This window comes from Mycolicibacterium wolinskyi str. Jessa 2025 (assembly GCF_049241375.1).
Lineage (GTDB): Bacteria > Actinomycetota > Actinomycetes > Mycobacteriales > Mycobacteriaceae > Mycobacterium > Mycobacterium wolinskyi.
Genome location: NZ_CP185960.1, coordinates 493347 through 513509, shown reverse-complemented (window position 1 = coordinate 513509; position 20163 = coordinate 493347). Strand labels below are relative to the sequence as shown.

Annotated in this window: 20 protein-coding genes; 11 read left to right on the top strand and 9 right to left on the bottom strand. The window is 67.0% G+C overall.

The genetic code is table 11. The annotated features are described in order from the left end of the window. The first annotated feature begins 40 nt into the window (after nt 1-40). Entirely contained in the window at nt 41-1579 is a 1539-nt protein-coding gene (lfrA, locus tag ACOI2T_RS02665) for an efflux MFS transporter LfrA (RefSeq protein ID WP_409502525.1), read from the top strand. On the opposite strand, the gene ACOI2T_RS02660 is transcribed toward lfrA, so the two are convergent. Beyond that, a complete protein-coding gene (locus tag ACOI2T_RS02660) occupies nt 1555-2556 on the bottom strand; it encodes an AraC family transcriptional regulator (protein ID WP_409502524.1) in 1002 nt (333 codons plus the stop codon). The two genes, lfrA and ACOI2T_RS02660, sit on opposite strands and share 25 nt — an antisense overlap. Nucleotides 2557-2663: 107 nt before the next feature. Here ACOI2T_RS02660 and ACOI2T_RS02655 point away from each other — a divergent pair, with 107 nt between their 5' ends. Further along, the gene (locus tag ACOI2T_RS02655; protein WP_409502523.1) at nt 2664-4997 is read left to right on the top strand and encodes an arylsulfatase; all 2334 of its coding nucleotides are present in this window, start codon (nt 2664-2666) and stop codon (nt 4995-4997) included. Here the strand turns inward: ACOI2T_RS02655 and ACOI2T_RS02650 are convergent, their stop codons facing one another. Then, on the bottom strand, nt 4998-5477 hold the full coding sequence (locus ACOI2T_RS02650) for an anthrone oxygenase family protein (RefSeq protein ID WP_409502522.1): 480 nt from the start codon (nt 5475-5477) through the stop codon (nt 4998-5000). Between the two features lie 84 nt (nt 5478-5561). Here ACOI2T_RS02650 and ACOI2T_RS02645 point away from each other — a divergent pair, with 84 nt between their 5' ends. Further along, complete coding sequence (locus tag ACOI2T_RS02645) at nt 5562-6320, top strand: class I SAM-dependent methyltransferase (RefSeq protein ID WP_409502521.1); 759 nt, start codon at nt 5562-5564, stop codon at nt 6318-6320. A gap of 16 nt (nt 6321-6336) precedes the next feature. Further along, the gene (locus tag ACOI2T_RS02640) at nt 6337-7269 is read left to right on the top strand and encodes an AraC family transcriptional regulator (RefSeq protein ID WP_409502520.1); all 933 of its coding nucleotides are present in this window, start codon (nt 6337-6339) and stop codon (nt 7267-7269) included. Here the strand turns inward: ACOI2T_RS02640 and ACOI2T_RS02635 are convergent. After that, nucleotides 7266-8585: a carotenoid oxygenase family protein gene (locus ACOI2T_RS02635; protein WP_409502519.1), complete on the bottom strand. Its 1320-nt coding sequence runs from the start codon at nt 8583-8585 to the stop codon at nt 7266-7268. The genes ACOI2T_RS02640 and ACOI2T_RS02635 overlap by 4 nt on opposite strands. Before the next feature lie 84 nt (nt 8586-8669). Between ACOI2T_RS02635 and ACOI2T_RS02630 the strand changes: the two genes are divergently transcribed. From ACOI2T_RS02630 to ACOI2T_RS02620, 3 genes are all read left to right on the top strand, one after another. Then, entirely contained in the window at nt 8670-9191 is a 522-nt protein-coding gene (locus ACOI2T_RS02630) for a PadR family transcriptional regulator (RefSeq protein WP_409502518.1), read from the top strand. An 89-nt stretch (nt 9192-9280) separates the two neighbouring features. Then, nucleotides 9281-10021 carry a PadR family transcriptional regulator gene (locus ACOI2T_RS02625; RefSeq protein ID WP_409502517.1) on the top strand — a complete coding sequence of 247 codons (741 nt, stop codon included), beginning with the start codon at nt 9281-9283 and terminating at the stop codon, nt 10019-10021. Between the two features lie 20 nt (nt 10022-10041). Further along, entirely contained in the window at nt 10042-10713 is a 672-nt protein-coding gene (locus ACOI2T_RS02620; protein ID WP_409502516.1) for a hypothetical protein, read from the top strand. A 45-nt stretch (nt 10714-10758) separates the two neighbouring features. Here ACOI2T_RS02620 and glpK read toward each other — a convergent pair whose 3' ends face one another. After that, complete coding sequence (gene glpK / locus ACOI2T_RS02615) at nt 10759-12276, bottom strand: glycerol kinase GlpK (protein ID WP_067851792.1); 1518 nt, start codon at nt 12274-12276, stop codon at nt 10759-10761. A 49-nt stretch (nt 12277-12325) separates the two neighbouring features. Here glpK and ACOI2T_RS02610 point away from each other — a divergent pair, with 49 nt between their 5' ends. Further along, nucleotides 12326-13087 carry a methyltransferase domain-containing protein gene (locus tag ACOI2T_RS02610; protein WP_409502743.1) on the top strand — a complete coding sequence of 254 codons (762 nt, stop codon included), beginning with the start codon at nt 12326-12328 and terminating at the stop codon, nt 13085-13087. Here the strand turns inward: ACOI2T_RS02610 and ACOI2T_RS02605 are convergent. Next, the gene (locus ACOI2T_RS02605; RefSeq protein ID WP_409502515.1) at nt 13084-14220 is read right to left on the bottom strand and encodes an acyltransferase family protein; all 1137 of its coding nucleotides are present in this window, start codon (nt 14218-14220) and stop codon (nt 13084-13086) included. The two genes, ACOI2T_RS02610 and ACOI2T_RS02605, sit on opposite strands and share 4 nt — an antisense overlap. Before the next feature lie 47 nt (nt 14221-14267). Further along, complete coding sequence (locus tag ACOI2T_RS02600) at nt 14268-15068, bottom strand: MBL fold metallo-hydrolase (RefSeq protein ID WP_409502514.1); 801 nt, start codon at nt 15066-15068, stop codon at nt 14268-14270. Between the two features lie 79 nt (nt 15069-15147). Here ACOI2T_RS02600 and ACOI2T_RS02595 point away from each other — a divergent pair, with 79 nt between their 5' ends. Further along, nucleotides 15148-16617 (top strand): glutamate-cysteine ligase family protein, encoded by a 1470-nt coding sequence (locus ACOI2T_RS02595; RefSeq protein ID WP_409502513.1) that lies wholly within the window; start codon nt 15148-15150, stop codon nt 16615-16617. Between the two features lie 19 nt (nt 16618-16636). Further along, nucleotides 16637-17317 carry a class I SAM-dependent methyltransferase gene (locus ACOI2T_RS02590; protein WP_409502512.1) on the top strand — a complete coding sequence of 227 codons (681 nt, stop codon included), beginning with the start codon at nt 16637-16639 and terminating at the stop codon, nt 17315-17317. Nucleotides 17318-17354: 37 nt separating this feature from the next. Here the strand turns inward: ACOI2T_RS02590 and ACOI2T_RS02585 are convergent, their stop codons facing one another. Then, the gene (locus ACOI2T_RS02585) at nt 17355-17510 is read right to left on the bottom strand and encodes a hypothetical protein (protein ID WP_409502511.1); all 156 of its coding nucleotides are present in this window, start codon (nt 17508-17510) and stop codon (nt 17355-17357) included. Between the two features lie 157 nt (nt 17511-17667). Here ACOI2T_RS02585 and mftM point away from each other — a divergent pair, with 157 nt between their 5' ends. Further along, nucleotides 17668-18630, top strand: coding sequence for a mycofactocin oligosaccharide methyltransferase MftM (gene mftM, locus ACOI2T_RS02580; RefSeq protein ID WP_409502510.1), 963 nt, complete (start codon nt 17668-17670; stop codon nt 18628-18630). On the opposite strand, the gene pip is transcribed toward mftM, so the two are convergent. Beyond that, a complete protein-coding gene (gene pip, locus ACOI2T_RS02575; RefSeq protein ID WP_409502509.1) occupies nt 18546-19508 on the bottom strand; it encodes a prolyl aminopeptidase in 963 nt (320 codons plus the stop codon). The genes mftM and pip overlap by 85 nt on opposite strands. A 21-nt stretch (nt 19509-19529) precedes the next feature. Beyond that, nucleotides 19530-20162 (bottom strand): two-component system response regulator MnoR, encoded by a 633-nt coding sequence (gene mnoR / locus ACOI2T_RS02570; RefSeq protein WP_067851786.1) that lies wholly within the window; start codon nt 20160-20162, stop codon nt 19530-19532. Nucleotide 20163: the final 1 nt, after the last annotated feature.

Sequence of the window (20163 nt, the reverse complement as noted above, 5' to 3'; positions counted from 1 at the left end):
CAAGCGCCACAAAACTTTCCGAAACCAGGAGACCCTTCTCATGTCGACCTGTATCGACGGTGCGCCGTCGACTCCGACCCAAACGCCCAGACGGGCGTGGCTCGCGCTGGCCGTACTCACACTGCCAGTGCTGCTGATCGCCATCGACAACACCGTGCTGGCGTTCGCGCTGCCCTCCATCGCCGAGGACTTCCGCCCTGCGGCATCCACCCAGTTGTGGATCGTCGACGTCTACTCACTGGTCCTGGCCGCACTGCTGGTCGCGATGGGCGGCCTCGGCGACCGGTTCGGCCGGCGCAGGCTGCTGCTGATCGGCGCCACCGGTTTCGCCGTCGTGTCGGCGCTGGCGGCCTTCGCGCCCAGCGCCGAGTACCTCGTGGCCGCGCGCGCCCTGCTCGGTGTGTTCGGCGCGATGTTGATGCCATCGACGCTGTCACTGATCCGCAACATCTTCACCGAAGCCTCCGCGCGGCGGCTCGCGATCGCGATCTGGGCCTCGTGCTTCACGGCCGGATCCACGCTCGGTCCCATCGTGGGCGGTGCACTGCTGCAGCATTTCCACTGGGGCTCGGTGTTTCTCGTCGCGGTACCGATCCTGCTGCCGTTGCTCGTCCTCGGGCCCAAGCTCGTCCCGGAATCCCGTGACCCGAATCCCGGCCCGCTGGACCTGACCAGCGTCATGTTGTCGTTCACCGCGATGCTGCCGGTGGTCTGGGCCATCAAGACCGCGGCACACGACGGCCTGTCTATCGCCGCCGCGGCAGCCTTCGCCGCGGGCATCGCGTCGGGCGCGTTGTTCGTGCGGCGCCAGAAGCGCAGCGCGACGCCGATGCTCGACATCGGGCTGTTCTCCTATGCTCCGTTCAGCTCGTCGATCCTCGCGAACTTCCTGTCGATCGTCGGCCTCATCGGGTTCATCTTCTTCATCTCGCAGCACCTGCAGCTGGTGCTCGGCTTGTCGCCGCTGACCGCGGGTCTGGTCACGCTGCCGGGCGCGGTGGTGTCGATGATCGCGGGCCTGGCCGTGGTGAAGGCCGCCAAACGCTTCGCGCCGCAGACGCTGATGATCTTCGGCCTGGTGTTCGTCGCGGCCGGGTTCATCTTGATCCTGCTGTTCCGCCACGACCTCTCGGTGGCTGCGATCATCGCGTCGTTCGTGGTGCTCGAGCTCGGTGTCGGCGTATCGCAAACAGTGTCCAACGACACCATCGTGGCGTCCGTGCCTGCGGCGAAAGCCGGTGCGGCTTCCGCGGTCTCGGAGACGGCGTACGAGCTCGGCGCCGTGGTCGGCACGGCCACCCTCGGCACGATCTTCACCGCGTTCTACCGCGCGAAGGTCGAGGTTCCGGCCGGGCTCACGCCTGAGCAGGCCGGTGATGCCGCCGAGAGCATCGGCGGGGCGACCTCGGTCGCCGCGGATCTGCCCGCCGCGACGGCCGCCCAGCTAATGGACTCGGCACGGACGGCGTTCGATTCGGGTATCGCGCCGACGGCGATCATCGCCGCGACGCTCGTGCTGACAGCCGCGGCGGTCGTCGCGATCACGTTCCGGGGTCAGGGACGGACGTCGGCCCGGTAACCGCTTGGCGTCGTGCCGAACCACCGTCGGCACGACCGGGTCAGCACGCTCTGTTCGGCGTACCCGAGCTGGCGGCAGATGTGGTCGAGGGTCAGCTCGTGGTCCAGCAGCAGTTTCTCGGTGATGTCGCGCCGGGTTTGATCGGCGATCTGCTGGAACGTCGCACCCTCGGCACGCAACCGCCGCTGCAAGGTCTTGGGGTGCAGGCCCATCTGGAGTGCGATGTCGGCCAGCGTGGTCGCGCCGGTCGGCAGCAGCTGACGGATGAGCGTGCGCACCACATACGTCGTCGGATGCGAGCGACCGGCGCGGGTCCTGGCGAGGTAGTCGACGGCCGTTTGGTGGGCCAGGCGGTCGGTGGGCAGTGCGCGCTGCAGGTCGACGGCGCGCAGGGTGAATCCCGCGACCGGCTCGGAAAAGCATGGCGCACAACCGAAATAGTCCTGGTACTGCGCCGTGACGGTGAGCGCCGGGTGCGGCAGGTGCACGGACACCGGCCGGTACCGGCCACCGAGGAAGTGGTGTAAGACGCGCAGGGTGACACCCAGCGACAGCTCGATGGCCTGCGCCTGCGGCGGGGCCGGATCGAGGAGATACTCGAACTCGAGCCGGCGCAACGCCGGGTCGGGGTGCGCGGCGATGCGCACGCTGATGGCCGGGCTGTAGGCGGCCATGAACGTGTCGAAGATCGCGAAGGCCTCGGCCACGTTCGCCGCCGTGCGGGCCGCGAGCCCCACCGGACCGAGGATGTCGATGCCCTGGCGCAACGCGAGCTGACGGCCGAAGTCGGGCGTCTCGAGCTCGACGGCGGTCTCCTCGAGCAGTCGAGCGCCGTTGGCCAGTGAGATGAACCGATCGTGCCTGCCGACATTGCCGAACGGGATGTGAACGCCGGCCAACAACCGCTTGCTGTCACCGCCGAGTTCGGCAACGAGTTGGTGGTAATTCGTCAGTGCAGTCCCACGGATCACCGCCATGTCCCAGACTGTCAATTATCTGTCCCCAAGTGTCAAGACGGGAGTTTGCCGCGTCCTGCAGAGTTGTACGTTCGGTCGCCAGGGATTCGCCAGGGAAAGGAACACAGTTGTCTGACGGTGTAGATGTGGTTGCGCCAGTGCTGCCGGGCGGAGGAGTCTTGCCGTTCGCGCCGATTCCGTCGGCCAGCATCGCGGGCCGGACCCTGCAGGAATCCACCTACGCGCAGCGCGCCACCCCGCGCCGGCTACACGAGGACACGCCCAACATCGTCATCGTCCTGATCGACGATGCCGGGCCGGGGCTGCCGTCGACGTTCGGCGGCGAGGTGACCACCTCGACACTTGACCGGGTGTGCGCGGAAGGCGTGTCCTACAACCGTTTTCACACCACGGCGATGTGTTCGCCGACGCGGGCGTCCCTGCTGACCGGCCGCAACCACCACGAGATCGGCAACGGGCAGATCGCCGAGCTCGCCAACGACTGGGACGGCTACGCGGGCAAGATCCCGCGCAGCAGCGCGACCGTTGCCGAGGTGCTCAAGCAGTACGGCTACGCGACGTCGGCATTCGGCAAGTGGCACAACACCCCGGCCGAGGAAACCACCGCGGCGGGCCCGTTCGAGAACTGGCCGACCGGGCTCGGTTTCGAGTACTTCTACGGCTTCCTCGCCGGTGAGGCGTCGCAGTACGAGCCTCATCTGGTTCGCAACACCACGGTCGTGGCCCCGCCCAGGACACCGGAAGAGGGCTATCACCTCTCGGAGGATCTCGCCGACGACGCGATCGGCTGGCTGCGCCGCCACAAGGCGTTCAACGCCGACAAGCCGTTCTTCATGTATTGGGCCAGTGGATGCCTGCACGGGCCGCACCACATCATGAAGGAGTGGGCGGACCGCTACACCGGCAAGTTCGACGACGGTTGGGATGCGTACCGGGAGCGAGTCTTCGTACGCGCCAAGGAGAAAGGCTGGATTCCGGAGAACTGCGCCCTGACACCGCGCGACGCGGCGATGGCGGCATGGGAGGACATCCCCGACGACGAGAAGCCGTTCCAGCGCCGCCTGATGGAGGTCGCGGCCGGATACGCCGAGCATGTCGACGTCCAGGTCGGCCGGATCGCCGACGAACTCGAGCAACTGGGATACGCCGAGAACACCCTGTTCTTCTACATCTGGGGCGACAACGGCTCGTCCGGTGAAGGGCAGAACGGGACCATCGCGGAACTGTTGGCACAGAACGGGATTCCGACGACCGTGCGCCAGCACATCGACGCCCTCGACGAGCTCGGCGGCCTGGATGTGCTCGGCTCACCGCTGGTCGACAACCAGTACCACGCCGGCTGGGCATGGGCGGGCAGCACACCGTACAAGGGGATGAAGCTCCTGGCCTCACACCTCGGCGGAACCCGTAACCCCGTCGCGGTGAAATGGCCGAGGAAGATCACGCCGGATCCCACCCCGCGCGACGTGTTCCTGCACTGCAACGACATCGTCCCGACGATCTACGAGATCCTCGGGATCGAGGCGCCGCGCGTCGTCAACGGCGATCCGCAGATCCCGCTGGCCGGCGCGAGTTTCGCGCGCACCCTGGTCGACCGCTCGGCGCCGGGCGGCAAGAAGACCCAGTACTTCGAGATCATGGGCAGCCGAGCCATCTATCACGACGGATGGGTGGCTTGCGCACGTGGCCCCCGATTGCCGTGGGTGCCGGGCACACCCCCGGGAATCGCGACGTGGACGCCCGACAACGACACCTGGGAGCTCTACCACCTCGACGAAGATTGGTCGCAGGCAAGCGATCTCGCCGAGCAGGAGCCGGAAAAGCTCATCCAGATGCGCGAGATGTTCGCGATCGAGGCCGCCCGCAACTCCGTGCTCCCCGTCGGTGGCGGGCTGTGGGTGCCCGTCTACCATCCCGAGCTCCGCATCGCTCCGCCGTACAAGGAGTGGGAATTCACCGGCGACATGGTGCGAATGCCCGAGTTCTGCGCACCCGCACTCGGCAACAAGAACAACACGGTCACCATCACTGCCGACATCCCGGCCAACGCAAACGGGGTGCTGTACGCACTCGGTGCCGCGGCGGGCGGTTTGACGTGCTACTTCGACGAAGGTTATCTCTGCTACGAGTACAACCTGTTCATCCTGTCGCGCACCAAGATCCGCTCCGCGGCCAAGGTGGCGCCGGGCACGGCGACCATCACGGTGCGCACCCGGTACACCGAGCAGCGCCCGGCCGGACCACTTGACATCACGATGTCGGTGGGCGACGAGACCGTCGCATCCGGCCAGGTACCGATCAGCGCCCCACTGCTGTTCACCGCCAACGACTGCCTCGACATCGGCACATGCCTCGGTTCGCCGGTGTCACTGGATTACCGCGAACGCGCGCCGTTCCCGTTCGAGGGGCGTATCCACCGCGTCCACGTGGCCTACACCTGATCAGCGGTACGCGAGGCCGGCCAGCATCAGCACCGCACCGATGAATCCGGTGCCGGTGCGGACGTGGTTCCACGCCGTCCAGGCGGTGAAGTAGGACTGCCACTCGGCCGCCGCGTCGGCGATGTCGGCGCGGTCGAGCCGGTTGTTGAGCGGCACGTTGAACACCATCGTGATGACGAAGCCGAGGATGCCGAAGATCGCGCCCGCCAGCAGCAGCCAGCTGCCCGGCCTGCCGATCTGAATCAGCGCGACGACCCCGACGGCCAGCGCCAACAGGGCCGATCCGACGAAGAACAGCAGGAACGCCGGGTTGGCGTTGGCCTCGGTGTTGATGCCGCGCATGGCCGTGAACGCGTCGGTCGGTCCGGTTCGGTTGAGGCCGCGCATGACGAAGGTCGAGAACGCGTAGAAGATACCGCCGACGGCGGCGCTCGCCAGAGCGGCGACCGCGGTCAGCACGATGACTGGGCTCGGATTCATGTCTGCAGTCAACTGTTCATCGGCCGGTGACTCCATGGCCTGCCGTCCCGTTTCCATACGCGGCCGTCTTGGCACGATGGGACCATGACGCGCGATTTCGATGCACTCGTCGCCGAGGCCGCAGCGGCTCCCGTCGATGGCTGGGATTTCTCCTGGCTGGCCGGCCGAGCCACCGAGCAACGGCCGTCGTGGGGCTATCAGCGGCTCATGAGTCAGCGCCTGGCGCACGTTTCGTCGGCCCTCGACATCCAAACCGGCGGAGGTGAGGTTCTGGCCGGGGCAGAGAAGTTTCCGCTCACGATGGCCGCGACCGAGTCCTGGCCGGCGAACGTCGCGCGGGCGACGCGGCTGTTGGGCCCACGCGGCGTCGTGGTCGTCGCGACGCCCGATGACCCGCCGCTGCCCTTCGGCGACGCGGCGTTCGACCTCGTCGTCAGCCGCCATCCCGCCACGGTGTGGTGGGCGGAGATCGCCCGCGTCCTCGCGCCGGGCGGCACCTACTTCGCCCAGCACGTCGGGCCCGCAAGCGTTTTCGAACTGGTGGAGTTCTTCCTCGGGCCCCAGGAGCAGGCCCGGATGAAGCGTCATCCCGACGATGAAACGGCGGCCGCGCGCACGGCGGGCCTCGACGTCGTCGACGTGCGATCCGAGCGGCTGCGGATGGAATTCGGTGACATCGGCGCCGTGGTGTACTTCCTGCGCAAGGTGATCTGGACCGTGCCGGATTTCACCGTCGAGGCCTACCGCGACCGTCTCCATGCGCTGCACCGCCGGATCGAGGCAGGCGGGCCGTTCGTCGCGCACTCGTCGCGTCATCTGATCGAGCTACGAAAACCGCGGTGAGCGCTACGCTACCGACGTGGACGCCCTGGCCGGACTGCTGGACGGGGTGCGGGCGCGCGGCGCCTTCGTGCTGCGGCTGCGCATGGATCCGCCGTGGTCGATGCGGATCGAGGACGACGCACCCCTGACCCTGATCTGTCAGACCGCGGGCAGTGCGGTGATCGTCGGCGACACCAGCGGCATCACCCGGTTGGAGCCCGGCGACGTCGCGTTGACGCGCGGCACCGATCACTATGTGTTCGCCGACGATCCGGCGACGCCGCCGACCGTGGTGATCCATCCCGGTCAGCGCTGCACGACGCTGTCCGGCGAGAGTCTGCGCTTCGAGATGTCGCTGGGGGTGCGGACGTGGGGCAACTCGGCTTCCGGTGCGGCGCAGGCCATCGTGTGCGCCTACGAAGGTCGCAGCGCGGTCAGCGCGCGGTTGCTCGACGTGCTGCCGCCCGTACTCGTGGTCCGCTTCACCGAATGGGATTCGCCGCTGGTCGGGTTGCTCGCGGCGGAGGCCGGGCAGGACGGGCCCGGCCACGAGGTCTATCTCGACCGGATGCTCGACCTACTGCTCATCGCGGTGCTGCGCTGCTGGTTCGGCCGCGACGGCAACGCCCCGGCGTGGTGGCTGGCCGAGCAGGATCCGATCGTCGGGCCCGCGCTGCGGCTCATCCACCACAATCCCGCCCACCCCTGGACCGTCGCCAATCTCGCGGCGGCCGTTGGATGTTCGCGTGCGGTGTTCGCGAGGCGGTTCACCGAACAGGTCGGTGAACCGCCGATCGCGTTCCTGACCGGGTGGCGGCTCGCGCTGGCCGCCGACCTGTTGCAGACGAGCCGGGCCACGGTCGCGTCCGTGGCCCGGCAGGTCGGCTACTCGACACCGTTCGCGTTGAGCAGCGCGTTCAAGCGTGCCTATGGCATCAGCCCTAACGAGCACCGCGCACTGGCCGGTTAGGCGCTGATCCAGTTGCCGTGGAAGCCGTAGGGAACACGCTGCGGCAGTTTGATTCTCGCGACCGGCTTGCCGCTGAAGTCCGAGGCGTCGAGGATCACCAGATCGCTGCCGTTGCGGGCCGGGTCGTACACGTAGCCGAGATACCAACCGTTGCTCTCGTCGGCCGGGCCGGACCCGGGGACGAACACCGCTTCACCCGGTCCGCCCGATCCGAGTTCGTGGCGGACCGATTCACCGGTGGTCAGGTCGTAACGGACCCAGGTGTTGTCCCCCACCGCGATCGAGTACCGGGCATTGAGCCCGGCGAGCCGATCGTCGATGCGCGGGAACTCCACGCCGTAGTCGTCGAGCTGGCGTTCGGTGACCGTGCCCGCCGACAGGTCGAGGGTCCATTCCCACATCACCGCGGGCACATCGAAATCACCGTCCTTGCGCCACAGCTCGGGATACCGAACAGCTTGCAGCACAACCTTGTTGCCGTGCTCGTAGGCATTGGCGACATGGAACACATAACACGGGTCGATGTCGAACCAGCGGATCTCGCCGAACGGATCGTCGCGACGCAGCAGCCCCAGCCGGGCACCGTAGCTGTCACTCCAGCGGTAGGGCATGTCGCCCCCGTTGATGGCGATGTCGAGGTCGAACACCACAGGCAGGTCCATGAAGATCACGTGCCCTGCGGTCATCGCGAAGTCGTGCATCATGGTCTGCGCCTTGACGTCCACGGGCCGGTTGATGGTGAGCTCACCGTTCGCGTCGGCCCGGTGATAGGTCACATACGGCTCGAATATGCTTCCGTAGCCGAAGAAATGAAGTTCGCCGGTGGTCGGACAGATCTTGGGATGCGCGGTCATCGAATCGACGAGCTTGCCGCCGAAATCGTAGGCCCCCACGGTCTCCAGATCGTTGGTGACCTCGTAGGGCAGCGAGGATTCCACCAATGCGAGCGTCTTGCCCGCGTGGTTGACCACATGCGTGTTGGCGAGTGAGGACCGCAAGTTGCGTGTGCCGTCCGGGTTGTAGACCGGGAAGTCCTTGATGAAGCTCTCGGTTCGCACCCACCGGTTGCGATACCACTTCGCCGCACCGTTTTCGATGCGCACGCCGTGGATCATGCCGTCACCGGTGAACCAGTGCGCGCTGGCCTGGCGGGGATTGGGACCGTTGCGCAGGTACCAGCCGTCGAGCTCGGGCGGTATCGCGCCGTCGACGGGCAGGTCGTATTCGGTGAGCTCGTCGGCGACGGGTGCGTAGTTGCCTTTCGTGAAGAACGCACCTTCGCCGGGCAGTCCGTTGTTGATTTCGGTCTCGGTCATCCGGGTCTCCTGAGGCTGGGCGGGACTGCCCCAACCCTGACATTCCACAACTGACATGTCAAGAGTGGAAGCTAAGATGCCCGCATGAGTTTGCGCATGGCGGCCCTCGGCCTGCTCGTCCAGCACCCAGGCAGTGGATATGACCTGCTCAAGCGGTTCGAAAAATCCATGGCCAACGTGTGGCCGGCGACGCAGAGCCAGCTCTACGGCGAGCTCAACAAGCTCGCCGCAGCCGGGCTCATCGAGGTTTCCGACATCGGGCCGCGCGGCCGCAAGGAGTATCGGGCCACCCCCGCGGGCCGCGCCGAACTGCTGCGCTGGATCGCCAACCCGCAAGACGATCCGCCCGAGCGCAGCGCCGAATTGTTACGGGTCTTCCTACTCGGAGAGCTACCGGTCGACGAAGCGCGCAGCCACCTCGCGGCCCTGGCCGACTACTCCGACCGCGAGGCCGAACGCCTGAAGGCGCTGGAAGCCTCGGTCGACTGGACCGATGCCGACGACTTCTTCGGGCATGCCGCGCTGGAGTACGGCCTGCGCATGAACGCCATGCAAGCCGAGTGGGCCCGCTGGGTGGTGTCCGAGCTGGAGAAGCGCCGAACCTGACTTCATCGTTGCATCGCGATAGTTTTCGATATATCGTCAACGTATCGGAAGCGCAGCCAGTGCTTCCTCCGACAGTGAGGACATGCCATATGAGCACCCCATTCACCCCACAACCAGGCGGTTTCGGCTTCGGTTTCGGCCCGGGTTTCGGGCCGGGCGATCGCCGGGCCATGCATCACCAGCGCCGCGCAGCGCGGCGTGAGATGCGCGATCAGATGCGCGCGCACTTGCACGAAGCCCGCGAACAAGGCCTCGACCCGCGCTGCGAGACCGGCTTCGGCGGCCCGGGCTTCGGTCCCGGCCGCGGCTTCGAGTTCGGATTCGATCCGCGCGGCGGCTTCGGATTCGGATTCGGCGGCCCGCGCGGCGGACGTCGCGGTGGCCGCGGCGGGCGCGGTCGGCGCGGGGATGTCCGTGCCGCCATCCTGACGCTGCTCGCCGAGCGGCCGATGCACGGCTACGAGATGACTCAGGAAATCGCCGCACGCAGCAACAACCTGTGGAAGCCCAGCCCCGGCTCGGTCTACCCGACGCTGCAGCTGCTGGTCGACGAGGGACTGATCGTCCCCGCCGAAAGCGAAGGCAGCAAGAAGACGTTCGAACTCACCGACGAGGGCCGCGCGGCCGCCGAGAAGATCGCGACCGCGCCCTGGGACGAGATCGTGGAGGACGCCGACCCCAACGCCGTCAACCTGCACGGCGCGGTCGCTCAGCTGATGGGCGCGGTCGCCCAGTCCGCCCACACCGCCAACGAGGATCAGCAGCAGCGCATCCTCGACGCCGTCAACAACGCGCGCCGCGAGATCTACCAGATCCTCGGCGAGCAGTGAGCTGCCCGTAGGCTGCCCACGTGGACAGCCTCGTCACAATCGTCGTGCCGGCGCTCGTCGCGGTCCTCACCGCGGCGGGCGCCGTCATCGGAATCCAGTTCCGCGATGTCGATGCCTACGAACGCAGGCGCGGCGTCTGGCAGTGGTTGCTGGTGCTGCTCGCAACGGTGGCCACGATGGGCGCGACCAGCTCTGCGTCCGGTGTCGGGCAGCTGATCGAGGCCGGCGTGATGGCGGTGCTCGCGGTGGCCGCGATCGTCCTCGCGCACGTGATGTGGCGGCGGCGCGTCCCCGACGCCGAACCTCGAACCCTGGCCATCGCGACGGCCGCCGCCATCTCCGCGGTCGTGGTCGTCCTCGGCTCGACCGCGTTCGCGTACGTCTCAAACAAGAGCTGCCGTCAGGTCGAACCTCTCGTCGGGCTGAGCCATCAAGCCTTCATCCTGCCGGTCTTCGACACCAACCGGGGCCCCACGGCCGGCGATTTCGGCGACTGGGCCAAGGCCGTCCGTGACCAGGCGCAGCAGGTCAGCCCCGGCGAAGTCGCCGACCAAGCCGGCAAATTGGCCGACTTGGCCGACCAGATCGCCGACACGGCCCGCAACAACGACAAGGCCAAACACGCGATGCTCGGCACTCAGTACTACGAGGAACTCAAGCCCGTCCTCGCCAAGTGCCACATTCAGATGTGATTTGTGCACATCCACCGGCGCTGACCGCCTGTCGATGTGCACAAATCACTCGATGTCGACCCAATCAAGCGTGCGGCCAACGGCTTTCTGCCAGCCGGCGTAACCCGTCGACCGCTGTTCATCGCTCCAGTTCGGCGTCCAGCGCTGGCCTTCCTGCCAGTTGGCCCGCAGATCGTCAGGGTTCTCCCAGAAGCCGACGGCCAGGCCGGCCGCGTAGGCCGCGCCCAGCGCGGTCGTCTCGGCGACGACGGGTTTGACCACATCCACGCCGAGCACGTCGGCCTGAATCTGCATACACAGCGAGTTGGCCGTGATCCCGCCGTCGACCTTCAAAACCTCAAGGTGCACACCGGAATCGGCTTCCATGGCGTCGACGACGTCGCGGCTTTGGTAGCAGATCGCCTCCAGCGTCGCGCGGGCCAGGTGCGCGTTGGTGTTGTACCGCGACAGCCCGACGATCGCGCCGCGGGCATCCGAACGCCAGTACGGCGCGAACAGCCCGGAGAACGCGGGCACGAAATACACCCCGCCGTTGTCGGAAACCTGACGGGCCAGTGCCTCGCTCTGCGCGGCTCCGCTGATGATGCCGAGCTGGTCGCGCAGCCACTGCACGGCAGAACCGGTCACCGCGATCGAACCCTCAAGGGCGTAAACGGGTTTCGCGTCCCCGAACTGGTAGCACACCGTCGTGAGGAGTCCGTTGTCCGAACGCACGATCTTCTCGCCGGTGTTGAGCAGCAGGAAATTGCCGGTGCCATAGGTGTTCTTGGCCTCACCCGCGTCCAGACACACCTGACCGACCATCGCGGCCTGCTGATCGCCGAGGATGCCCGTCAGCGGCACCTGCCCGGCCAACGGGCCGTCATCGCGCGTGATCCCGAACGAGGCCGGATAGGACGAGGGCTTGATCTCGGGAAGCATCTGGCGCGGAATCCCGAAGAACGACAACAGTTCGTCGTCCCAGTCGAGCGTCTCCAGGTTCATCAGCATCGTGCGGCTGGCGTTGGTGACGTCGGTGACGTGCACGCCGCCGCGATATCCGCCGGTGAGGTTCCACGTCAACCAGGAGTCGGTGGTGCCGAAGATCGCGTCACCGTTCTCGGCATCGCGGCGGACACCGTCGACGTTGTCGAGAATCCACTGGATCTTTCCGCCCGAGAAGTACGTTGCGGGCGGCAGGCCGGCCTTGCGCCGGATGACGTCGCCGCGGCCGTCGCGATCGAGCGCTGCCGCGATCCGGTCGGTGCGCGTGTCCTGCCATACGATGGCGTTGTGATAGGGCCTGCCGGTGTGCTTGTTCCACACCAGCGCGGTCTCCCGCTGATTGGTGATGCCGAGGGCGGCCAGATCCGACGCGGACAGATTGGTCCGGTTGAGCGCGGTCATGATGACCGACGCAGTCCGTTCCCAGATCTCGACGGGATTGTGTTCCACCCATCCGGCCCTCGGCAGGATCTGCTCGTGTTCGAGCTGATGACGGCCCACCTCGGCACCGTCGTGGTCGAAGATCATGCATCGGGTGCTGGTGGTGCCCTGGTCGATCGCTGCGACAAAGTCGGCCACTGTGTTCCTTTCCCGGGTCGCGTCGCTCCTGCCCTCCGAAACGTCCATCATGGCCTACATGGGTAGCGAGACCGCCGATATCGAGCACATGCCCCGTGGCGGACCGAAGGCATCCTGCCTGGACCGGCTGCTGGAGACCGATCGGCTGGAGTATCTGGATCGCGACGACGTCGACGAGGCACGCAAGCGCAGCGTGATCCGCGCACTCGAGTGGACCGGCGAATTCTTCGGCAACCACGAGAAATTCGCGGCGATCGCCCTCGAGCTGGTGGCCGACGCGCCGGACCCGGCAATCCTCGAGCTCGGTGCCGGCCACGGCGGTGTGTCGCGCAAGCTGCTGGAGAACCACCCCACCGCACGGGTCACGGTCACCGACGTCAATCCGGTTTCGGTAGCCGACATGGTCGCAAGCGATTTGGGCCGCCATCCGCGCGCGGTGGTACGCGAGATGGATGCGACCGCGATCGACGCCGCCGACGCAAGCTTCGACCTGGCGGTCTTCGCGTTGTCCTTCCATCACCTGGCCCCCATCCAGGCCTCTCAGGTGTTCGCCGAGGGCACCCGGGTGGCGCGCAAGCTGCTGATCATCGACCTGCCGCGGCCGCCTGCCCCGTTGCACCTGCTGCGGCTGGCCACGATGCTGCCGCTGGCACCGGTGGTGCCGTTCGTGCACGACGGCGTGATCAGTTCGCTGCGCTGTTACAGCCCGTCCGCGCTGCGCGCGCTCGCCGCCCACGCCGACCCCGCCATCAGCGTGGAATTGCGCGGCGGCCTTCGGCTTCCGCAGATCGTGATCGCGGGCCGCGGCTAGCGTCGTGGCCGGGTCAACCGGTGCAACAGCCAAGCCAACGGCACCGTGAACACCAGTGTCACCCCGAAGAGCACCGCCGCCGATCCGGTGTAGATGTGCCAGCCAAGTACCAATTCCATGACCAGGCCCATCACGACCACGTGCAGCAGGAAGATCTCGTAGGAGATCTCGCCGAGCCACACCATGGGCCTGCTGCCCATCAGCCGCCGGTACCGGCTCTCGTCGCGAAGTGCGAGCGGGGCCACGACGAGTGTCGCGATCACCGCGTAGAAGATCGTCTTGAAAAGCTCCTCCGACAGACCGAGCGTTCTCGCGGTCGTGGTTCCGGCGATCGGCGTCGACACCACCAGATAACACGCAAGCGCCAAGGGCAGCGCGGCAAGCGCATAGCACCGCACCCCCATGGCGGCCAGCACCGCCAACATCATGCCGCCGACGAACCAGCACAGGTAGTGCGGCAACCACGATCCGGCACCCACCGGCAGCAGGTCGGTCGCGTGCAACACCACCAGCCAGGCCGGGCTCACCGCGGCGAGCGCGCCCAGGCCGGTGAGCAGCAGTACGGGCCGAAAACGTCGGCGGCACAGCACCACCAACAGCAGATAGGCGAGTAACGGCAGCACCGCGTAGAACGCGACCTCGACTGCCAGGCTCCACATCTGCGACAACCCCTGGTGCAGGTAGACCGTGAAGTAGTCGTCGCTGTAGATCTGGGTCAGGGTCAAATTGCGCACCAGACCTGCCCAGGTGTGGCCGGGATTCGGCGTCACGGGGCGCAATTCGTACACGCCGTACACCACCAGCACCGTCACGACATACGCAGGCATGATGCGGCGGAAGCGATTTCGCGCGTACCGCCATACGCTCGGCCCGTCGCTGCCCTCTACAGCGGCCTGCACCCACGGGCGGAACAGCAGCAGACCCGACAGCACGAAGAAGATCGCGACGCCGATCTCCAGCCGGGCACTCATCAGGCCGACATAGCCCGCCGTCAGCAGTCCCGTGCCGTAAGCGGCGTGGGTGCCCATCACCGTCAGTGCGGCCACGGCACGTACCCCGGTCAGTGCCGCTATTCGGTCAGCGCGCGAAACCTGTTCGAGCCCGCCTTGATCTGCCTCCGCCGATGAGGTCATCGCAAGTTCCGACACTACCGGGGTCGATGACCCGGCCCGGTCTGATTTCACAGGGTTGTCGACGCGCCGCGCTCCAGTTCGATGATGCGGCCGCCCATGCCCCGGTGCTTCATGTCGTCGACGAAGTCGGACAACGGCGACGCGAAAACCCCGTAATCGTCGAAGTGCACCGGGATCACCCTCGGCAGGTTCAGCCGCTCGACCAGATCGGTGCCCTGGCGTCCGTCCATGGTGACGGTCAGGCCGAACGGCAGGTGCCTGCCGAACGGCAATCGGGTGCCGCCCAGATGCAAGACGCCGGCATCGATCGACGAGAATCGGGTCGGTATCTCGTCGAGTTCCTCGACCAGCAGGGTGTCCCCCGAAATGTAGAGGCGCCGTACGGCCGTTCCGTCGGTGAACTCGAGCATGGATCCCATCACCGGCGGCAGCAGCCGGTCCACCGGAGTGGGGGCATGCCGCCCGGGCAGCGCCGTGACGGTGACCGACGAACCGCCTTTGGCAATCCGGTGGCTCTGCCACGTCGACATGCCGACGGCGTGGACGAATCCGCGGCGGGCCAGCCGTTTGGCGGCGTGCGGCGTGGTCAGGATGGGTAGCGTACGGTCGAGTCTGCGCTGCGTCACCCGGTCCCAGTGATCACCGTGCATGTGCGAGAGCACGACCGCGTCGACCGGCGGCAGCCGCTCGATCGACAGCGCAGGCTCACGCAGGCGCTTGGATACCAAGCCATATCCGAGATACGCGTGCTGGCCTTGGTGCAGGAAGTTCGGGTCGGTCAGCAAGGTGATGCCGTCGGCGGTGACGAGCGTGGTGGCATTGCCGACGAACGTGACGGTGATCTGCATGGGACCCGGCTACCCGCCGTGACGATGATTATTCGCGATTCTGTTGCGCGAAGGCCGCTCGACGTTGTTGCATCGCGGTGTGGGCGAAGAGGTCAAGCGGACCGAGTACACGCGGGCGCACCGGCAGGAGTACCGCCGCAAGGTGCAGCTGTGCCTCGACGTGTTCGAAACCATGCTCGCCCAGTCGAAATTCGAGTTCGAGCGCCCGCTGACCGGCATGGAGATCGAGTGCAACCTGGTCGACAGCCAGTACCAGCCGGCCATGTCCAACCGCGAAGTGCTCGATTCCATCGCCGATCCCGCGTACCAGACCGAATTGGGCGCGTACAACATCGAATTCAACGTGCCCCCGCGGCCGCTGCCCGGCCGCGCCGCCCTTGAGCTGGAGGACGAGGTCCGGGCCAGCCTGAACGCGGCCGAGGCCAAGGCCAATGAGGACGGCGCGCACATCGTGATGGTCGGTATCCTGCCGACGCTTATGCCCGAACACCTTTCGGGTAGCTGGATGAGCGAATCGACCCGATACCAGGCACTCAACGACTCGATCTTCACGGCCCGCGGCGAGGACATGGCGATCGACATCGCCGGGCCCGAACGGCTGAGCATCCAGGCCGCGTCGATCGCGCCGGAGTCGGCGTGCACCAGCATGCAACTGCACCTGCAGGTCTCCCCCGCCGATTTCGCCAGGAACTGGAACGCCGCCCAGGTACTTGCCGGGCCGCAGCTCGCGGCGGGCGCCAACTCGCCGTACTTCTTCGGTCACCAACTGTGGGCCGAGACCCGTATCGAGTTGTTCACGCAGGCCACCGACACCCGGCCCGACGAACTCAAGACGCAGGGCGTGCGGCCGCGGGTGTGGTTCGGCGAGCGGTGGATCACTTCGATATTCGATCTGTTCGAGGAGAACGTCCGGTACTTTCCGTCGCTGCTGCCCGAGCTGTCCGACGAGGACCCCGTCGCCGAGCTCGCCGCGGGCCGCGCCCCAACGCTGTCCGAGCTGCGGCTGCACAACGGCACCATCTACCGGTGGAACCGTCCGGTGTACGACGTGGTCAACGGCCTGCCGCACCTGCGGGTCGAGAACCGGGTGCTGCCCGCCGGGCCGACGGTGATCGACATGATGGCCAATTCCGCGTTCTACTACGGGTTGCTGCGGACCCTGTCCGAAGAAGACCGGCCGTTGTGGACGAAGATGAGTTTCGCTGCGGCGCACCACAATTTCACGGCAGGCGCCCAGCACGGGATGGATGCCCGGTTGTACTGGCCCGGTCTGGGCGAGGTGACACCCGACGAGCTGATCCTGCGCCAGCTGCTGCCGCTCGCACACGACGGCCTGCGGCGCTGGGGTGTGTCCGGCGAGGTGTGCGATCGCTATCTCGGCGTGATCGAGGGCCGGGCCAAGACCGGCCAGACGGGCGCGGCGTGGCAGGTGTCCACGGTGCAGGACTTCCAGCAAAGCGGACGGTCGCGACCCGAGGCGTTGGCCGAAATGTTGCGGCTGTATGTCCAGCGGATGCACAGTAACGAGCCCGTCCACACATGGGACTGAGACGCGTACGTTGGTTGGCATGACATCACAAGACGTCTTGGACTGGGATGGCGCCTACCGGGGAGAATCCGGTTTCGAAGGCCCGCCGCCCTGGAACATCGGTGAGCCGCAGCCCGAGCTCGCGGCGCTGCACCAGGCCGGGAAGTTCCGCAGCGATGTGCTTGACGCAGGTTGCGGGCACGCCGAGCTGTCGTTGGCGCTCGCGGCCGACGGCTACACCGTCGTCGGCATGGACCTGAGCCCGACCGCGATCGCCGCGGCCAACCGCGCCGCCCAGGAACGCAACCTGAGCACCGCGAGCTTCGTCCAGGGCGACATCACCTCGTTCACCGGCTACGACGGCCGGTTCAACACGGTCATCGACTCGACGCTGTTCCACTCGCTGCCGATCGAGGGCCGCGACGGCTACCTCAGCTCGATTCACCGCGCGTCGGCACCGGGCGCCAGCTACTTCGTGCTGGTGTTCGCGAAGGGCGCGTTCCCCTCCGAGATGGAGGTCAAGCCGAACGAGGTGACCGAGCAGGAACTGCGGGCGGCGGTCTCCAAGCACTGGGAGATCGACGACATCCGGCCTGCGTTCATCCACGCCAACGCGATCGCGATCCCCGATGCGCCGTTCGATCCGCCGCCGCACGGCGTCGACGAAAAAGGCCGCATCAAGTTCCCGGCCTTCCTGCTCACCGCGCACAAGGCCGGCTAGGCATCCCGTAGGCGCTGAACCCGTCCGGGACAGCCGCCTACAGCAGTTCGCGCGTCAGGCGCACGTCGCGTACCCGCTTGGGCCGGGCACTCACCACGCTGGTGGGAGGCAACGGGTCAAGCGGGGCGTGGCTTGCGGCGTGTTGTCCGGTGTCGGCGGTGTCTACCTCGACGGCATCGTTGCGATCGGACATCAGGACCTCCCGGCGTCACGGATACCGCCGACGCTATAACAGCTCACCGCCGGACAACACTGGCCGAACGGGCAGTTGCAGAACCACCCGGTCAGACGACGTTCACGACCGATTGGGGCGGGCTACCCCACGCCTGACCCGAATAGCGTTGTCCGGCATGGCCGTTACCGTACTCGGGCCGGCACCGGTCGATCCGCTGGCGCCGGCACCGCGGGGTGTGTGGAGCGGCAACGGGGTGCGGGTACGCCGGCGTCGTGGGCCACACCGTGACCACACCGGCACGGTCTGCACACCACGGTTCTGCGCTCAGCGCCGCGGCGGCGCCCTGACCGTTGAACACGATCTCACGCCGGATGAGCTGTCCGACGAGCTCGCCATCCTGCTGACCGACGAACTCGGCGCGAGCGGAGTACTGCGCGGGCAACCCGACTTCGAGCTCGTGTTCACCGGCATCGTGCGCTCCACGGTCGACGGCGGAATGCCCGCGTGGTCACGGTTCTACCGCAACTCGCTGGCCGCGCTCGAATCCGGCCGTGCGGCATTCGCGCCGGTCCACGAGCGGGCCATGCAATTGACCGCCGGCTCACAGGTACTCGACCTCGGCTCGTGCTTCGGGTTCTTTCCGCTGCGCATGAGCCGGGCCGGATTCGAGGTGACCGCAACAGATCTCAGTGCGCCCACGATGGATCTGCTCAGCCGCGTGAGCTTCCAGTTGTGCCGGCCGGTGCACACCTTGGCCTGCGACGCCGCGCACGTGCCAATTGCCGACGGCGCGGCCGACACCGTCACCGCCCTGCATCTACTGGAGCACCTGAGCCCGGCGGCCGGCGATGCGGTTCTCGCCGAGGCGCTACGGCTGGCCCGGCGCCGAGTGATCGTCGCGGTGCCCTTCGAAGACGAACCGCAGGCCTGCTACGGGCATGTGCGCCGATTCGATGTCGCCGAGCTGGTTCGGTTGGGTGAACGGCTCAGCCACACTCATCCGGGTGTGCACGTCACCGTCTCCGAGCATCACGGCGGTTGGCTTGTGCTCGATCAGGCGACGAAACGGTCGAGGGCCCGCACGCCCAATTCCCCCATCGCCCCACCGGATTCATGTCCCATGCCCGGCACGATGTGAAGCTCGGCGGCCGGCCAACGCTGGGCGAGCTGCCACGCGATGTCGGGTGGACCGCTGACATCGAGCCGACCGTGAATCAACGCCGCCGGTATGTGCGCGATCTTGTCGACGTCGCGGAGTAGTTCGCCCTCGGCCCGCCACGCGGCGTGGCACCAATAGTGAGTGACCAAGCGCGCGAAGCACATCCGGTCCTCGGGCGCCATCTCGACGTGCCATGGCCGAGGCTCGGGACCGAGGTTGATGTGCGAGTCCTCCCATTCACACCAATCCCACGCCGCCTTGTCCCGCACGCCCGGGTCGTCGTCGGCGAGCAGCCGTGCATACGCGTCGACGAGGCTGCCGTCCCGGTCGGCCATGGGCACGCCGTCACGAAACCGCGCCCACTCGGCCGGAAACAACCGCCCGACATCGCGCGTGATCCACCGCACCTCGCTCGGCGTCGTGGTGGTGACCGCCGTCAACTTCATCGCCGCGACGCGCTCGGGATGCCGTTCGGCGTAGGCCAACGCCAGCGTCGTACCCCACGACCAGCCCGCGACCACCCACCGATCCACGCCCAAATGTGTTCGCAGCACCTCCATGTCGGCGATCAGGTGATCGGTCGTGTTGACTGCGAGATCAACCGATGGATCGCCTGCGTGGGGTGTGCTGCGGCCGCTGCCCCGTTGGTCGAACAGCACGATGCGGTACCGCTGTGGATCGAAATACCGCCGCATGCCGGGCTTCGAACTCGACCCCGGACCACCGTGCAGTGCGACGGCCGGGAAGCCGGACGGGTTCCCACAGGCCTCCCAGTAGATCGAGTTGCCGTCGCCGACGTCGAGCATGCCGGACTCGTACGGTTCGATCGGCGGGTACCACTCGCGACCTTGCCCCATGCCGCCGACCGTACTAGATCGCTAGATCAACCCGCGCTTGCTGGCGGCGTAGACCGCCTCGGCCCGGCGGCTGACGTCGAGCTTGCGCATGATGTTGCTGACGTGGAATTTCGCCGTCGTCGCGGAGATGAACAGCTTCTCGCCGATCTTGATGTTGGACAACCCCGCCGCCAACAGCCGCAACACTTCGATCTCGCGGTCGGTGAGCTGCTCGCGGGGCTCGGTGCGTCCGCTCAGCGAGCGCACGACCGCGGCCGCGCTGCGGGAATCGAACGCGCTGTCGCCGGACGAGATCGCGCGGATCGCGCGCACGAGTTCGGTGGTGTCGACGTCCTTGACGACGTAGCCGCGGGCCCCGGCGTGCACGGCCCGTACCACGAGATCCTCGTCGAGGAACGTCGTCAGCACCAGCAGACCGACCTCGGGATGCGCGGCAGACAGCTTGGTGCACAACGACAAACCTTCGAAGTCCGATCCGGCGGACAGTTTGAGGTCGAGCAGCACGACATCGGGTTTGACGGCCGCCACCATCGCCTCGGCCTCGGGTTCGCTCGATGCCTCGCCGACCACGATCAGGTCCTGTTCGCGTTCCAGCAGTGAACGCAGGCCCTGCCGCAGGATGGCGTGGTCGTCGACGAGTGCCAATCGAATCACG

Excerpts from the sequence above, each read along its gene's own strand:
- lfrA (WP_409502525.1), top strand. The coding sequence starts at position 41 with ATGTCGACCTGTATCGACGGTGCGCCGTCGACTCCGACCCAAACGCCC.
- ACOI2T_RS02660 (WP_409502524.1), bottom strand. The coding sequence starts at position 2,556 with ATGGCGGTGATCCGTGGGACTGCACTGACGAATTACCACCAACTCGTT.
- ACOI2T_RS02650 (WP_409502522.1), bottom strand. The coding sequence starts at position 5,477 with ATGAATCCGAGCCCAGTCATCGTGCTGACCGCGGTCGCCGCTCTGGCG.
- ACOI2T_RS02645 (WP_409502521.1), top strand. The coding sequence starts at position 5,562 with ATGACGCGCGATTTCGATGCACTCGTCGCCGAGGCCGCAGCGGCTCCC.
- ACOI2T_RS02635 (WP_409502519.1), bottom strand. The coding sequence starts at position 8,585 with ATGACCGAGACCGAAATCAACAACGGACTGCCCGGCGAAGGTGCGTTC.
- ACOI2T_RS02630 (WP_409502518.1), top strand. The coding sequence starts at position 8,670 with ATGAGTTTGCGCATGGCGGCCCTCGGCCTGCTCGTCCAGCACCCAGGC.
- ACOI2T_RS02625 (WP_409502517.1), top strand. The coding sequence starts at position 9,281 with ATGAGCACCCCATTCACCCCACAACCAGGCGGTTTCGGCTTCGGTTTC.
- ACOI2T_RS02610 (WP_409502743.1), top strand. The coding sequence starts at position 12,326 with ATGGCCTACATGGGTAGCGAGACCGCCGATATCGAGCACATGCCCCGT.
- ACOI2T_RS02605 (WP_409502515.1), bottom strand. The coding sequence starts at position 14,220 with ATGACCTCATCGGCGGAGGCAGATCAAGGCGGGCTCGAACAGGTTTCG.
- ACOI2T_RS02600 (WP_409502514.1), bottom strand. The coding sequence starts at position 15,068 with ATGCAGATCACCGTCACGTTCGTCGGCAATGCCACCACGCTCGTCACC.
- ACOI2T_RS02590 (WP_409502512.1), top strand. The coding sequence starts at position 16,637 with ATGACATCACAAGACGTCTTGGACTGGGATGGCGCCTACCGGGGAGAA.
- ACOI2T_RS02585 (WP_409502511.1), bottom strand. The coding sequence starts at position 17,510 with ATGTCCGATCGCAACGATGCCGTCGAGGTAGACACCGCCGACACCGGA.
- mftM (WP_409502510.1), top strand. The coding sequence starts at position 17,668 with ATGGCCGTTACCGTACTCGGGCCGGCACCGGTCGATCCGCTGGCGCCG.
- pip (WP_409502509.1), bottom strand. The coding sequence starts at position 19,508 with ATGGGGCAAGGTCGCGAGTGGTACCCGCCGATCGAACCGTACGAGTCC.